Origin of the sequence: Virgibacillus sp. CM-4, assembly GCF_000445495.1 — a bacterium.
GTDB lineage: Bacteria > Bacillota > Bacilli > Bacillales > Amphibacillaceae > Virgibacillus > Virgibacillus salexigens.
In genome coordinates this window covers 541,966-558,313 of the sequence record NZ_AUQA01000002.1, presented here as the reverse complement: position 1 = coordinate 558,313, position 16,348 = coordinate 541,966, and the positions used below count along the sequence as shown (strand labels likewise).

13 protein-coding genes are annotated in these 16,348 nt (G+C 38.0%); 5 read left to right on the top strand and 8 right to left on the bottom strand.

Annotation, left to right across the window (positions count from 1 at the left end):
- Positions 1–20: 20 nt before the first annotated feature.
- Positions 21–1,610 carry a long-chain-fatty-acid--CoA ligase gene (locus M948_RS26415; RefSeq protein ID WP_021289394.1) on the top strand — a complete coding sequence of 530 codons (1,590 nt, stop codon included), beginning with the start codon at positions 21–23 and terminating at the stop codon, positions 1,608–1,610.
- A gap of 105 nt (positions 1,611–1,715) precedes the next feature.
- Here M948_RS26415 and blaI read toward each other — a convergent pair whose 3' ends face one another.
- Entirely contained in the window at positions 1,716–2,123 is a 408-nt protein-coding gene (gene blaI / locus M948_RS26410; protein ID WP_021289393.1) for a penicillinase repressor BlaI, read from the bottom strand.
- Positions 2,124–2,166: 43 nt separating this feature from the next.
- Entirely contained in the window at positions 2,167–3,936 is a 1,770-nt protein-coding gene (locus M948_RS26405) for a BlaR1 family beta-lactam sensor/signal transducer (protein ID WP_031335060.1), read from the bottom strand.
- 501 nt (positions 3,937–4,437) lie between these two features.
- On the opposite strand from M948_RS26405, the gene bla reads away from it, so the two are divergent.
- Positions 4,438–5,367 (top strand): class A beta-lactamase, encoded by a 930-nt coding sequence (bla, locus tag M948_RS26400; protein ID WP_021289391.1) that lies wholly within the window; start codon positions 4,438–4,440, stop codon positions 5,365–5,367.
- Positions 5,368–5,473: 106 nt separating this feature from the next.
- Here the strand turns inward: bla and M948_RS26395 are convergent, their stop codons facing one another.
- The 5 genes from M948_RS26395 to M948_RS26375 all read right to left on the bottom strand — a co-directional run bounded on the left by M948_RS26395 (position 5,474) and on the right by M948_RS26375 (position 9,987).
- Positions 5,474–6,406 carry a Gfo/Idh/MocA family protein gene (locus M948_RS26395; protein WP_021289390.1) on the bottom strand — a complete coding sequence of 311 codons (933 nt, stop codon included), beginning with the start codon at positions 6,404–6,406 and terminating at the stop codon, positions 5,474–5,476.
- 98 nt (positions 6,407–6,504) lie between these two features.
- Positions 6,505–7,137, bottom strand: coding sequence for a hypothetical protein (locus tag M948_RS26390; protein ID WP_021289389.1), 633 nt, complete (start codon positions 7,135–7,137; stop codon positions 6,505–6,507).
- Positions 7,138–7,185: 48 nt separating this feature from the next.
- The gene (locus M948_RS26385; RefSeq protein WP_031335058.1) at positions 7,186–7,923 is read right to left on the bottom strand and encodes an alpha/beta hydrolase; all 738 of its coding nucleotides are present in this window, start codon (positions 7,921–7,923) and stop codon (positions 7,186–7,188) included.
- A 121-nt stretch (positions 7,924–8,044) separates the two neighbouring features.
- Positions 8,045–9,154, bottom strand: a complete 1,110-nt coding sequence (locus M948_RS26380; protein ID WP_021289387.1) for a glycerol dehydrogenase — start codon at positions 9,152–9,154, stop codon at positions 8,045–8,047.
- Between the two features lie 533 nt (positions 9,155–9,687).
- Positions 9,688–9,987 (bottom strand): DUF2089 family protein, encoded by a 300-nt coding sequence (locus M948_RS26375; protein ID WP_021289386.1) that lies wholly within the window; start codon positions 9,985–9,987, stop codon positions 9,688–9,690.
- Between the two features lie 345 nt (positions 9,988–10,332).
- Here M948_RS26375 and M948_RS26370 point away from each other — a divergent pair, with 345 nt between their 5' ends.
- From M948_RS26370 to M948_RS26360, 3 genes are all read left to right on the top strand, one after another.
- Positions 10,333–11,535, top strand: a complete 1,203-nt coding sequence (locus tag M948_RS26370) for a M20 family metallopeptidase (protein ID WP_021289385.1) — start codon at positions 10,333–10,335, stop codon at positions 11,533–11,535.
- Between the two features lie 64 nt (positions 11,536–11,599).
- Complete coding sequence (locus tag M948_RS26365; protein ID WP_021289384.1) at positions 11,600–12,421, top strand: DUF3100 domain-containing protein; 822 nt, start codon at positions 11,600–11,602, stop codon at positions 12,419–12,421.
- Positions 12,422–12,424: 3 nt separating this feature from the next.
- Positions 12,425–12,880, top strand: coding sequence for a hypothetical protein (locus tag M948_RS26360; RefSeq protein WP_021289383.1), 456 nt, complete (start codon positions 12,425–12,427; stop codon positions 12,878–12,880).
- Positions 12,881–13,286: 406 nt separating this feature from the next.
- On the opposite strand, the gene M948_RS26355 is transcribed toward M948_RS26360, so the two are convergent.
- A complete protein-coding gene (locus M948_RS26355) occupies positions 13,287–16,346 on the bottom strand; it encodes an efflux RND transporter permease subunit (RefSeq protein ID WP_021289382.1) in 3,060 nt (1,019 codons plus the stop codon).
- Between the last annotated feature and the right edge of the window lie 2 nt (positions 16,347–16,348).

The following is a 16,348-nucleotide window of genomic DNA, read 5'->3' as shown; positions in this document are numbered from 1 at the left end:
ATTTTAAAGGGGCTGACGATATGAATTATCCACTGACACCGTTGGATTGGAAACGCAGAGCTGTTAAATATTATCCAACGAAGACAGCAGTGATTGATGGAGAGAAACAATTTACCTATCTAGAATTTGGAGAAAGGATTGACCGTTTATCAGCAGCGCTTACAGATGCAGGTATTCAAAAGGGCGATCATGTGGCGGTCATGTTACCTAATACACATTATATGCTGGAATGCTTTTATGGGATTTGCCAAACTGGAGCTGTTATGGTACCGCTAAACTATCGAATTCAAGCATCGGATATGGAATACATTATTAACCATAGTGATGCCAAAATGCTAATTGTCGATGCGGAATTTGCAGCTTCGATTCAGGAAATTGAGGCAAATCTGTCATTGGAAGAAATAATTATTGTTTCTGTTCCTGGATATCATTCTACCTTACAGGGGATAGATTATGACCATTTTATCGCTCACGTCAATCCATCGGTGTATTCTCCAGTGGACATCGACGAAAATCAGCTGCTAACGTTAAACTATACCAGTGGCACCACTTCGAACCCGAAAGGTGTGATGTTGACTCATCGGGCAAACTACATGAATGCAGCAAACTTCATGTTTCATCTTGGAGTGAATCATGATGATGTCTATCTTCATACGTTACCGATGTTTCATGCGAATGGATGGGGAGGTATATGGGCAATCACAGCGGTAGGAGGGGTTCATGTATGTTTACGAAAAGTTGTACCATCTATTATTTTAGAATTATTTGAGCAGCATCAGGTATCGCTATTATGTGGAGCACCAACGGTGATCAATATGCTTGTTAACGATCCTAAAGCACAAGTAACAACGATAACATCGAAGCCACGTATGGGCACGGCAGGATCACCGCCAGCCGCAGCTTTAATTGAACGAGCGCAAAAGATACTTGGACTAAATATTATGCATGTCTATGGACTAACGGAAACGGCACCTTTTATTTTATACAATGAATGGAAGCAGGATTTTAATGAAAAATCAGCTGATGAACAAGCAACGATTAAAGCAAGGCAAGGTATTGAACTTGCCTTTAATGGAGAAACAAAAGTGATTAGTCCCAGCGGTCAAGAAGTTGCCTGGAATGGGGAGGAGCTGGGAGAAATCGTAACCCGCGGTAATGTAGTCATGAAGGGGTATTATAAAGATAAAGAGCGGACAGCTGAAGCGATCAAAGATGGTTGGTTCCATACTGGGGATTTAGCCGTAACGCATCCGGACGGCTATATTGAGATTCGAGATCGAGCGAAAGACATGATTATCTCTGGTGGTGAAAATATCTCTTCAACAGAAGTAGAAGGGGTATTATATAAACACCCTGATATCTTAGAAACAGCTGTCATCGCTGTTCCAGATGATAAATGGGGAGAAGTACCAATGGCAGTTATTGTGTTGAAATCTGCAGCAAACGTAAGCGAAGCAGATATTGTCACGTATTGTCGTGATAATATGGCCCATTTTAAAGCGCCGAAAATCATAGAATTTGTAGAAGAGCTTCCCAAAACAGCGACTGGTAAACTGCAGAAATTTCGTCTGCGCAGAAAGTATTGGAATAGTGAAAAGCGGGTGAACTAACTAATTGACCGGTTTTGTAATGGTAGAAGTATTGAATAAAAAAGCACCTCGCAGTCGCAAATGAACTCGTTTTGTTCAATAGTGACTTCGAGGTGTTTTTTATTGTTATTCACTTGATTTCTTACCTGAATCGTTTTCACTTGGTTTTTTATCTAAGATGGAGCGTAACTCATTAATCTCCTCTTCAGACAAGGAGTCGTCTTCAATAAATTGTACAAGCATGGACTTCAATGTCCCCCCGTAGATTCGTTGAATGAAGGATTGAGCTTCGGCATGCTGACAATCATCTTGCGCGTAATTCGGGTAAAAAGTATAGACTCTTTGATCTTTATTGACACTGATCACTTGTTTGTGTGCAAGACGATCCAATAGGGTGCGCACGGTTTTTGGCTTCCAATCTTTTTGTTCCTGTAATGAAGAAATGACTTCATTGGCTGTCAGCGGGGCGTTTTCCCATAACACAGTCATAACTTCCCATTCTGCTTCTGAAATACTTGGTACTTTTTTAGGCAAATGAATTTCCCACCCTTCTAACCAAGACACATAAACCATGGAATTAATACATGCCTTTTTCCCTTAATATTGCTAATGTTATTTCAGCTGCCTTACTTCCGTAAGCTTTTTCCTCACTTTGTATATTCGTCGCAAAGAAGAAAGTATCTTTTTCGGTTTCCACATAGCCAATAAACCAACCACTAATGTTTTTGCCATTGACGCTACCTGTACCAGTTTTTCCTGAAAGCATTGCCCCATCTTTTTCCTCTAACTTGATAGCATTTTTTACTGTCTGTATATTCTTATCTTTAAATCCATATTGGTTGGTATAAAAACCTTTAAGTACTTGTACTTGTTCAATTGGGGAAATCTTTAACGAAGATTCTAGCCAGTATTGAGATAATCCACCAGAAAGATTGTTATTCCCATAGCCTATTTCGTTTAGGTATGCTTGGATCGTATCTTTCTGAACACTCTGATCCAATTGCTGAAAGTACCAAGTGACGGAATTTTTCATTGCTGTTGACAAATTTTGATCTTTATTCCAAGAATCATAAGGATATTCCACCCCATTCCACTTCAGGATGGAATGGTTATTTGAGATGACGTTTGTCTCTAATCCAAATAGTGCACTATAAATTTTATATGTGGAGTTCGGAGAAACTCGTAATGTGCTTTTTTCTTCGTTATAAATACGATACGTATCATCTTTCATACTATATAATACAAAGCTTCCTTCATAATCCGCAAAATGTTTGCTTAAGTCCTCGTATACTGTCTGTTCATTATTTAAATGATGATAATTATCTTCAGCACCCATAACGGAAATGATTGGAATTTGACTAGTTATAACTACTCCTACTAGAAGAAAGATAGCTAAACTTTTTAGCTTCAACTTTCTTGTTTCCATTGTATAGGAAGCAATACTTTCAATCCGTGTTTTGATCTGCCTTTTAGAACCATTAAGCTGATTGGTCAAACTAAAATGTTCTTTGGCTTGTGCGTTCTTATCAACAAAATTAATAATCGTATTTCCATAATCAACATAATTCTGCCTATCTAATGTATTTAAAACGGCAGTATCACAGGCAATTTCCCGGTCTAATCTCATCTCTTTAAAGGCGAACCAAACAAGTGGGTTAAACCAATATACAATTTGATAGATGACAACAATGTAATTCCAGACCATATCTTTATATTTATAGTGATTCAGCTCATGAAGCAGAATGTATTCAATTTCTTCCTTCGATAGCCATTCCTCAAATCGGATTGGCAGCACAATATACGTTTTAAACAAGCCAAACGCCATCGGCGTTTTGATCAGTGGAGAAACGCCTATGATCAAATGATTCGATATATTTAATTGTTGTTTACACTGTTCAAATAGGGCTATGATGTCGTTATTTTCAATGTTTATTATACTGCTTTTAATTTTCTTTAATTTTAAACAAGCATTTATGGCCAAAACAGATAGAATTAGTATCCCTAGTATCCATATATTAGCTAGTATTTCATTGAGAACGGTAAGATCCAACCTGTTGACAGATACGGAAAAGTCCTGCATCCAATTTTCTTCCCCTGGCGTTTGTTTCATAGAGGTAGAGGAAGAATTGATTTGAGTACTCTGACTAACATCAACGTTAAAATAATTCTCAACTTGAAGTATATTCGTTGGAATAAAAGGAAGTGTTAATCCAAGGAACATTAGAAACCATAAATAATATCTCCATTTGGCTGTGAGCTGCCTTTTAAACACTTTTCTAATTAGCGTTATTACGACAACAGTAAAAGAAGACACGATGAAACTTATTACAAAATGAGTAAAGTACATATGATTATCTCCGTTTCTTAGTCCTTCATTGAGAATATATATTCCACCGATAAGATCACTAAAAGGTGAGACTTCATAAATTTAATATATAAAAATAGTAGCATTTCGTGATGGGATAATCAATCCACTTGGATTTACAGCAAGTCCAATCTTTTAACGAAGTGTTCCTTTTAATTGTTGTTATAATTACAATTCAAGAGAACTTGTGTTCGACTAAAGTTAACCGATTTGACAAAGTAAGATTACAAATGTAGTATAAGATTACAGTTGTAGTCTTATGAAGGTATCTAACTTTTTGGTCTACACTTATTGGTTATGTATCATCATTTGATAATCCAGAGGTAGCCTGCCTTTGCAATCGAAAAAGGACGCAGAAGAAAGCGCCATTTTTAGTACACCATATTTTTCGCTAGAGGTGATTCAACATGTAGGAATCTGATTAAATATGTTGTGTGAACATCAGGCTAAGATCAAAACTTCATGTAGAAAGAGGGAATGGGGATGAATTTAGGGAACAAGCTTTTTAAGTTAATAAAATGGAAGAAAACGGGGCTTGTATTATTTGTTTCATTTGCAGCCTTAATAGGTTGTACAGATGATGAGGCAAGTAGTGAAAGTCATCGAGAAGAGCCAAAGACAGAAATAAAGGATCGTTTTCAAAGCCTTGAGGATGAATTTGATGCCACCCTTGGTGTATATGCTTTGGACATGGGAACGAACGAATCGATAGCTTATCGGTCAGATGAACGATTTGCTTATACTTCTACCCATAAAGTGCTTGCCGTAGGGGCCCTTTTACAACAAAAGTCAATAGCGGAATTAGATGAAAGGATTACTTATACAAACGATGATCTGGTAAATTATAATCCAATTACAGAGAAGCATGTTGATACAGGGATGACTCTTAAAGAACTTAGCGATGCTTCCCTTCGCTACAGCGATAATACAGCGGCAAATCTTATTTTCAACCAAATCGGAGGTCCGAGTGGATTGAAAAAGGTACTTAGAAATATAGGGGATGATGTTACTGATCCGCAGCGTATAGAGCCAGCGTTAAATGATTTTACACCAGGAGAACCAGCTGATACAAGTACCCCAAAAGCACTTGTTAACAGTCTTCAAGCTTTCACACTAGGAGATGCACTTCCGAAGGAGAAACGATTGCTGTTAATGGATTGGATGAAGCGAAATACAACTGGTGATCATTTGATTCGAGCAGGTGTACCAGATGATTGGGAAGTAGCAGATAAAACGGGTGCAGGTTCCTATGGTACCCGAAATGATATTGCTATTATTTGGCCGCCAGAAGGCGATCCAATTGTTCTTGCTATCCTTTCCAAACGCGATCAGAAAGATGCGGAGTATGATGACAAGTTAATTGCAGAGACAACGAAGGCAGTAATCGACCATATACAATCAGATGATGAGTAAAAATCTAGTCGTATGCAGGCAGTTTAGAATTGGTAAGTAGCTATGTGATAATAAATGAGCAGAATGTTAAAAGGACTGATTAAAATTAGACGTATAATCGGTCCTTTTACGATTGGTGGGTTAATAGTTGATCCAGCAACCGCTGTGACTTAAATCCTTCTACTCCATCAATCACAGGCTGCTTGTCAAATTTTATACATTCTACGAAATGATAGACAGCACCTTCAAATCCTCGTTGTTTTAATACCGTGTCCCATGAAGAGAAAGAAGAGCTTGAAACGGTGTTGTTTCCTTCGATTTCTGTGTTGTTCATATTCTTAACACGAGTTATTACACCATCGCATACGAGTTCAATTTGTTCTAAGTTTGTCCCGGCCTTTCGATGCATTGCTGTGGTGAGAGATATATTTTGAGTGGATTGATACATATGCTGTGCGTACAAAAGTTGATTCTCCCCATTTGTATGAATCGTTCCATGTAATACACGAAGCTCACTATTACTTAACCAACGTACTGTATCCACAATGTGAAGATAATCATCTAGCATGGTGAATGCATAAGAATTAGGACCAACACTATCTGCTCTATGCTTTTCAACACGTATCCAAGCAATATTAGTTGCTTGTTCCTTCGCTTTCATATACATTGGTGCAAACCGGCGATTAAAACCGACCATCAACTTTCTTCCTGATGTTTTACTTAATTCAACTAGTTTTTCTGCTTCTGAAATAGACGCAGCCAAAGGTTTATCGACATAGACGTCGAGTCCTTTATTCAATAGCTCTGAAACGACTTCGTAATGTGACTGGGTTGAGCTATGTACAAATACAGCATCACAAGCTTGTGCTAATGCTGATAAGCTATAAAAATCTTGGATGCGATATTGTTTGCAAATAGTCTTTCTCTTTTCACGACTTGGTGAAAATGCACCTACAAACGTCCAATCTGTTTCTTTTGAGAGGATCGGCAAGTATGCTTTTTGAGCAATCCCGCCTAAACCTACCATCCCAATTCGAGGAAGATTTACCACATTCATCATCCTTTACCACTTAGAATATAAAAGCTTGTAGCTTTATAATCAACTATTAATCTAAACAAGCAGTCTTTTTATTTTTCTGGCTATCTATCTACTCTTTGTTATGTTAATACTAATGTTAACATTAAAAATAATTCAAAACCATTGGTTATAGCCGAACTATTTAAGGGGATAGGAATGACACTAGCTAATGTTATCAACAAAGCTCCCATTAACATCCAAATCCAGTTTATACGAACGGATAAAATAATACCTACAATCAATAAACAAAGAGTAACGAACAATATCATGAAAGGTGGACCACTCTCTGATTCTATTGGAACATAACGTAAGACGTCATATTCCCAGAGTGGTTTTAAATGTAAAGGAATGGTTTCAGTAAACAATTCAAAAATTATTAATAGCATGGTAAACAGTAAAGTAACCATGAAAGCTGCCTTATGTTGAAAGATTCGAAGGTTGAATGGCTTCAATATCCCAAAGGAAAAGAGTACTAATGTAGGCGTGATTAACGCATGGATCCAGTAACGGCTGAGATTCAGATACTCGAGAAACATACCTTCTCCAATAAATCTGCCAACTGCAATGATACTATTATCGATTACTAAACCAAGTAAGACAAGATAGATAAACGAACGCAATGACCAATTATTCTGAGAAAAGGGTGAACGAACGACGCAGATAAGTAATATCAAATATATGATGGTATAAAGAAAATAGAGCAGGGTATCCATTTCTCTCAACTTCCTCCTTTCATTAAATATAAAAATAATGCTGTTTGTTTAAAGATTGGCATCGTCTAACCACTGTTTTATTGTATCTGTAATCCTCCGTTGTTGTTCCTCAACAGAAATCGTCGCATTGCCATCTCCCTTTTGCTCTCCGTAAATCCCGAACTGTGCATGATTGCCACCTTGAATTTCTTGTAACTCTGCGTGCTGCGATAGCAAATGTTGAGTTTCTTGTATTTCTTTGGGGGTGGTTAATCCATCGTTTTTCGCGTAAATAGACAACATGGGTAGATCCATACCTGTGAAGTTATTATTATCTGTAGGGTAAGATCCTAACAAGATAAGACCATCTAGTTTCGTTGGATTATTAAAAGCAAATGAAGCAGCAGCAACGCCTCCTAGTGAATGACCTCCAATAATCCATTGAACCACAGTAGGAAAGTAATCCATTATCTCTTGCGCAATATTTTGATCAAAAATTGCAAAGTTGAATAAGACCTCTGGAATGATAACAAGGTAGCCTTCCTTTGATAATGTATCTCCATAATAGCTGTAAGCCTCTGGTTCAACCTTTGCTCCTGGGTATAAGATGATACCAGTTTTTGCTTGCTGATTTTCTGGTTCAAAAACAAGCCAATTTTGCTGATACTCCATGGTATCATTACCGAGGAATGTCGACAGGTTATTTGAAGCTTCATAGGTTTGTTCAGACCATATCCAAAATACACTAAAGCCGATGAACACAAGTAGGGAAGTAATAATCAGAATATATTTAATGATCTTCTTCATTTTTACACATACTTTCTCATTTGTATTCACTACGTTGATTTTGATTTTACCATATTCAAAGATGTTACTAACCCTTATAAAAAAACTTGAGGAGGATGAATCCCCCACAAGTTGAAGTGACCTATTTATTGACTTTTTGTTTATAAGCTTTTGCATATTGATCAGCGGCAAAGATCGCGTCTGCCACATCATCTGCGGTTACTTGAAATGCCTGATGAATGGTTTCCTCATCAATTGTTGCTGCTTCTGCCACTTTTATAATTTCCTCGCGGGTGGCATCTTTTAATTTAATCTCTTCTAAAGTTACAGGTAATTCGAGGTGAATGTATAACGCAATGTAACGCTCTATTTCTTCTAAGGAACGTTCTTCTAAAGCAAGCTGGACAAGTGTTCCAAACGCAACCTTTTCGCCATGTGTTAGATGGTGAATATCGCCTTTTATTGCTGTGAATCCATTGTGAATCGCATGTGCTGCAGCTAGCCCCCCACTTTCAAAGCCTAGACCACTAAGTAATGTATTTGCTTCAACGACTGCTTCAAGAGCAGGTGTGACAGACTTAGCCTTCACCGATTCATAAGCAAGGTGTGCATAATCAAACAAGGTCTCCTCACATTTTTCTGCGATTGCTTGTGCAGCGATAGTTGTACTACCACCTGCCATCGTATTTCCTTTCGCTTGAATAACACTTCTTGCCTCGACCCATGTAGCGAGGGCATCAGCGATACCTGATGATAGAAAGCGTTTTGGAGCACCAGCAATTACTTTCGTATCTACTACGACAAGGTCTGGATTTTTATTATAGAAGCGATAGTTTTCAAATACACCCTCTTCCGAATAAACGACTGAAAGCCCACTTGTCGGCGCATCTGTAGAAGCAGTTGTCGGCACAATCACAGTACTGCCATTTATATCATCGGATACAGCTTTAGCGGTATCTAGTGTTTTACCACCTCCCACACCTATAACGACCGTTGCTTTAGCGTTTTTGGCAATATCCGTTATCCGCTTCATCTCTGTTTTCGAAGCTTCACCATTAAATACAACTTCTTCTGTTTGGATAGCTTCCTTCTTTAAGTATTTCACAACGTCATTACCAGCTATATCCCAGACTGTTTCATCGGCAATAACTATCGCTTGATCACCAAGATCTTTGACATATTGTCCAATATTATGAATGGCATTTTTGCCTTGAACGTATTTTGCTGGACTGATAAAGATTCGCTCTGTCATGATATTACACTCCTTTATTATTTCGTCCACCTTAGGTATTCCCAAGTTTTTCTTAATTCAATCTAAAAAGGATGGTTATAAATGCTCGTATCGGAAAAAGCGAAAAAAATATCCAAACGATCATTCGAATAGGAACTTATACTCGGATGACATTTGGATTGTTCTTTCCTACATTATGTATGTCTTTCACTTTTCATTTAAGGAGACTTGATTTTCTTTCAGATAAGCATGAAACGTTAGATAAATCATAGGTTTTCATTTTGAATCATTCTTTTTTACGTTGCTTTTGAAGGGAGTTCCTAGCTAGATACCACTGCTCGATAAAACAGATTATACCTACTAAAATAATTAGCATATAAGCCAGTATACTTTCGATGTAATGGTTAACAAACTTCCAAGTTAATATCGACACATAAAGTGTAGGAACAACTCCCCCTCCAAGATATTATATTGTTTCGAAAAAAGATTTGTGCAGCTGAACCCAAAATAATGATAGTTACCGTTCCAAATTCATGAAGAAAGAACTCTATTTGTTAATAATCATTCTTTTCTGCTTTATACTTTTCAATAATTCGTTTCGCATCATCTAATTGGATGCGGTCTTCAATTGCCAATTGTTTAACATAACTAATCAGAGGCTCTTTCTCTAATTCATCATTTAGTTCGATCTTTTGAATGATGTGATTTAATCTTGTTCGCACCGTAGGGTACGAAACTTCATAACTCTTCGCGATTTGCTTTAATGAACCTGAACTTAAAACAAATTTTCGAATAAACTCTATATCTTCCTTTTCTAAGGATGCTATCCATGCGGGCGTATCTTTTGGATCCATTTTATAGTCACCTCACTTGCTTAATAGTATCATAATCAATATTAAAGTTAAATATTTTTATATATTAGCCTTAATAAAATTTATGTTTATTTCAATAATATTAAAGCTATAAATGGGATAATGGCTTGGATCTCACGTTTTATCCTTTCTCACTATTTCTTATTAAGCAGGTTTATTTTCGAAGTTATTCCTAGATAAGGAAAATAAACACATACTTTTCCCTAGAAAATAGGATTCGTTCATCCAATTGGCTCTAGTATAAATTTATATCTGACCATTATTTCCCATTTAAATTTCTGAAAACTTGTATTACTATAAGAATAATATTTAAAAGGGGTGAGCTACATGGAAAAGTTATATAGTAATCTAGATTTAGTCTATGAAGAAATGGTAGAAATACGTAGATTTCTTCACCAACATCCGGAATTATCTTTTGAGGAAACGGAAACAGCAGCATATATTGCAGATTATCATACTGCGTTAGGACATGAAGTTCGCACGAATGTTGGTGGTAATGGGGTCTTGGCTTATCTAAGAGGGGCAAAGCCTGGTCCAACGGTTGCTTTAAGAGCTGATTTTGATGCGCTTCCTATCCATGAACAAACCGATGTCCCATTTAAATCAAAGTATGATGGTGTGATGCATGCATGTGGGCATGATGGGCATACAGCGACACTGTTAGGCTTAGCGAAAGTATTAAACGGGTTACAAGATGAATTAGAAGGAACGATTGTTTTCTTACATCAACATGCGGAAGAACTGCCACCAGGTGGGGCGATATCAATGATTGAAGATGGTTGCTTAGATGGCGTCGATGTTATTTTTGGTACCCATCTACAAGCTCAAATGCCATTAGGAGAAATTGGATATCGTACAGGAGCCTTGCAAGCAGCTCCAGATCGATTTGATATTACGATTAAAGGAAAAGGTGGACATGCAGCTCATCCCCATGATACAAAGGACAGCGTGGTTATTGGTGGACAATTAATTAATAACTTACAGCAAATTGTAAGCAGGAAGGTAGATCCACTAGATTCAGCAGTTGTGTCGGTCTGTAATTTTGTTGCTGAAAACCCATATAATGTGATTGCTGACTCAGCAGAGTTAGTTGGTACAGTACGTACGTTTAAAGAAGAAACGAGAGAATTTATTGAAAAAGAAATGGAACGTATTATTAAGGCTACCTGTGATGTCTCAGGGGCTGATTATGTGTATACGTATACACGCGGCTATCCTACCTTAGTAAACCATAAAGAAGAGACAGAATTTGTAGCAGAAGTTGCGAAAGAAGTACCTGGTGTAGAAGCAGTAAAGGTAACGGAACCAATTATGGGGGGAGAAGACTACGCTTTTTATTTACAACATGTCAAAGGGACCTTTTTCTTCACAGGAGCTAGAAATGAAGATTGGGATATCGCTTACCCACACCATCATCCTAAATTTGATATTGACGAACGGGCATTACTACATGCTGCAAAAGTTTTAGGAGCTGCCACTCTTCAATACATGAATGAATATGCAAACAAATCATTAAATGAAATTGGTTAATTATTTGATGGGAGTCTTCTATTAGTTAGAGGCTCCTCATTCATTATTCGAGGAGGCAAACAGAATGACACAACAAGCAGCTCAACTATGGAAGGATTGGCGCTTACATTTACTCGTATTTGGTATTGTTATGTTTACAGAAATAATCGGAACACATGAGATTCCAATAGGTGCTGGCGTTATTCTATTATTGCCGATGCTTTATGCCGTCATTATTGGAATTGCTTTGTTTTTTACACCTCTTGTTAAACAGAAACAATCTATTCATGCAGAATCGCTTGTATTTATTTCAGTAACCTTGCTCATTGCAAAGTTTGGCGTACAAGCTGGTACTGCATTGCCGCAATTAATTGAAGCAGGCTGGGCATTGGTATTTCAGGAGATTGGAAACTTAGGAACCATTCTAATTGCTCTCCCACTTGCAATCTTATTAGGTTTGAAACGTGAAAGTGTTGGTATGACTCACTCAATAGGTAGAGAAGCTAATTTAGCCCTTATTACTGATAAATATGGACTATCTTCCCCGGAGGGAAGAGGTGTAATGGCTATGTATATTTTCGGTACGGTATTCGGCTCGATCTTTCTTGGATTAGCTTCAGGATTTTTAGCTACGATTACGCCACTTCATCCATATTCATTTGCGATGGCAACCGGTATTGGTAGTGGAAGCATGGCAGCAGCATCATTAGGTCCGCTAGTTGCAGCACATCCAAATATGGCAGAAACATTAACCGCATTCTCTGGTGCTAGTAACTTACTTACCTCTGTTACAGGACTATATGCAAGTATTTTTATTGGGTTGCCGTTAACGGAAAAATTATACGAAATAATGACAAGAGACAAATCAAATAAGAATAAAATTGGTAAAAAATCAAAGGCGGTGTAGGTCATGCTGAAAAATATCCAAGAATGGATTTTATTATTTGTGATTATTGGTGCAATGATTATTATTGGTAATTGGATTGGCTATGATATTATGCCGCTTCAAGCAATTCCAGGAATAATTACGTTAGCGTTAATTAGTTTAGCGGGTCTTATCATTCATCGTCTCATTCCCTCTAAAAAAATTCCAAGCATTGCTTATATTGGTTTGTTAGCATTTATCTTAACGATTCCTGGCTTCCCTGGATCAGAACAAATTGTTACCTGGACTTCGGAGGTTAACTTACTGGCAATTACAACACCAATCTTAGCTTACGCAGGAATCTCAATCGGCCGTTCCTGGGCAGATTTCGTTAAATTAGGCTGGAAGACGATCATTGTTGGGATGTTTGTGTTAGTTGGAACTTATTTAGGTTCAGCAATCATAGCTGAAATCACACTACGAATACAGGGAGTTATTTAGGCTAATTATACGTTCTTATATATAACGCATTTATTCTAAAATAAAATATATTATAAAATTCATTCTAACAAGAGTCGGAACACAATAACTTAAAAGCCGAAGGGGTAAATAGGAATGAAATAACCGCTGATACAAAAGTGTAGTCAAAATACGTAGACTCTTGCGGGAACAGCACGCGCTATAGACCCTGCAGGAAAGTGTTCTGATGAGGGACGACTAAACGTGTCCTTTGCGGACAACATCGGCATACCCCTTGCCGGGGTAGGAAGCTGATGCCGTGCCCGCGGAAAGCGGAGTATTTTGACGGAGCAATGAGAAAACAAATAATCCGAACGGACTCAAGTGGAGTCGTTCGGATTATTATAGGATTAAGATACCTTTGTCTCCATCTCTTTTCTCGTATAGCTTATGCTTCTTTTGTTGTTTTCTTTCTTCTAAATCGATAGAAAACAAGGTAAAGCATTGGGACCATAATCAGCGTTAATACTGCTGAGAAGAGGATACCAGATATAATGGTTATGGCAAGTGGAGTAAAGAGAGCATCTCCACTTACTGCAACTGGAATCAGGGCAACAATTGATGTGATGGCGGTTAGAAGAATCGGGCGTAAGCGAACGCGTCCAGATTCAATCACAGCTTCTTTCACATTCATGCCTCTATTCAGCGCTTGTTCAATAAATTCAATTAACACAATGGAGTTTCTCACTACAATACCAGTAAGTGAAACCATCCCCATAACACCAAGGAAACTAATTGGTGTTTGCGTGACGAATAAACCAAGAATCGCACCTGAGATTGCCAGGTAAACCGCAACAAGTACGAGGAACGGTAACGAAAGTGAGTTAAATTGAAAAGCAATTAACAGGTATACTAGGAACAGTACAATGATGAAGAGTACGGTGATTTCGGCAAAGAAATCACTTTGCGCTTCATTTTCTCCACCTATTGTGATGCTGTAATCATCGTTCTCAAGCTGATTACGTTGATTTTCAACGATATCGGTTACGTTTGCCTCATAATTCTCCTCGTTTTCTGGGAAGGCACGAAGTGTAATCGAGCGTTCGCCATCAATGTGAGGGATTTTCTGAAGCTTTTCCGTTTCTTCTGTTGTGACAAGCTCATCTAAAGAAATGAGTTCAGGTGTTCCATCTGTAGATGCTGCTGGAACCTCAAGTTTTGAAAGGTCAACCTTACCTTCATTTCCTTCTAATACAATATTCATATCACGTTCAACGACACCATTATCGAATGCTTTTAATGGGATACCTTCCGTCGCAAGTCGAATTTGCTGACTAACCTGATTGACGGTAATTCCATTATCTTCGAGTGCACCACGATCAGGTACATATTCTATAGAAGGTTCAAAATCACCTACATTATCTACGACAATATCTGTTTCAAGCCCTTCTATTTCCTTCGTAAGTCTATCTCTCAGTTCAATTAATTTGTTGATTTCCGGCCCACTGACGGTAACTGTTACTGGAGCCCCTACGGGAGGTCCCTGCTGAATAGTATCCATAAAAATCTCAGCATCAGGGTATTCATTTCGGAGTGTATCTGTCCAATCGTCAATCAGCCCTTGGGTTGTTTGATTTTTTTTGTCGACTCTAGCTACGATTTGTCCGGTATTTTCTCCAGTGCTTGACAATGAACTATTAAAGAGACCAGGAGTCCCAGTTCCTGTGAAGACACCTGTTTCATACACACCGTCATCTGTTTTTAATCTTTTTTCAATGTCTTGAAGCGTATGATGTGTTTCTTCAATTGGTGTACCAATTGGAAGTGTGATATCTACGGTTACTTCTTCCTTATCAGCTGGTGGGAAGAATTCAAATGGTGTTAAGACAATCAATCCAAAGATGGCCGTTGTAAATACAAGCCCAAGAATGGAGACAAGCATCGGTTTTTTTGAAAATTTCTTTAAGAGTTTATCTGCATAAACATCAGCAAGCTTATTTAAAGGTTTTCCAAGAAGACCTGGTGCGTCAGACATCGGTTTCTTAGACCAACGATTTAAGAAATAACGCAGAATTGGCACAAATATTAGGGCAACAAGTGTGGATGCGATAATTGTAGTAATAAGAACGGTTGGCAATGCGCGTATAAATGCTCCATTTCCACCTGACAGGAAGACCAGCGGTAGGAAAGTAAATACAATTGCCAGGGAAGAGGTTACAATCGATACCCAGATCTCTTTTACCCCAGTGGTAGTACCAATTAGTCCTTTATCACCTAGTTTATATCTACGTTGAATATTATCATTAATAACGATAGAGTCATCCACGATAATTCCTAGTGCAATAATTAAGCCAATAACAGAAATTTGGTTAAGGTCAACATCTGTGAATGGTAATGGTATTAAACCAGTAAGAACGGATATTGGAACAGCAAGTGCCACTACAAGTGCACCTGATCCAGAAAGTCCAAGCGATGCAGCAACAATCACAGCTAAAACAGAAATAGCAAGAGATAGGAATAGCCCATCAAAAATATCCGTTACAATAGATGCTTGTGAATAATACGACACGAGCTCGACATTTGAAGGCAGGTTTTCAGAAAGCTCAGCCACTTTATCGCTTACCCGCTCATCAACGGTTGGGATATCTTCCCCTGACTTAACATAAGCAGTGAATGATACAGAAGGGTTACCTTCAAATGTAATCATATCTTCAAGTTCTTTTGAACTCACTTCAACACTAGCAATGTCTTCTAAATAGACAGCATCCCCCTCTGTGTTTTTACCAACGAATAGTTCATTCATCTGGTCGAGCGAATCATAGTTTTCAACAGAGAGCTGGACAACTTCATCATTCATTTGCTGCTTTCCTAAAGGAATTGGATAGTACTCATTATTAATGGCACTTTGAACATCAGTCACGTTCAAACCAGCCTCTTTTAATTCAGCTTGCTTTAATTTAATCAAAACTTGTTCTTCAGGCAATCCTTTGATGGTTACACCAGAAACACCTGATAATTCTTGTACTTCATCTTTCCATTGGTTCAATTCCTCTCCAAGAGAGAGCAGGTTATCGCGATTATCGCTTGTAATGTGATAGGAAACGATTGGCATTTTTGACGTTGATTCGTTAACTTCTGGCTCCAGTGCCTCCTCTGGAAACGAAGCAGAAGAACTGGATACAGCCTGCCGGACGTCACCAAATACTTCTTTCTTGCTTTCTCCTTCTTCAACTTCGACAACAATGTTAGAAAAGCCAGCTGAAGAAGATGAAGTTACTTCAGCGATGCCATCAATTGATCGGAGTGAAGACTCAATAGGATTTGTAATGGACCGTTCAACTGTGTCCACCGTCGCACCAGGATATACAGTGTTGATGGTACCGATATTTACAGGTGTTTCTGGAATTTCGCGTTGTGGAAGTTGAATGAATGTAAATGCTCCAACAATGACGAATAACACAATAAATATAATAAAGAGCTTCGAACGTTCTAAGATCCATTTCAGCATGT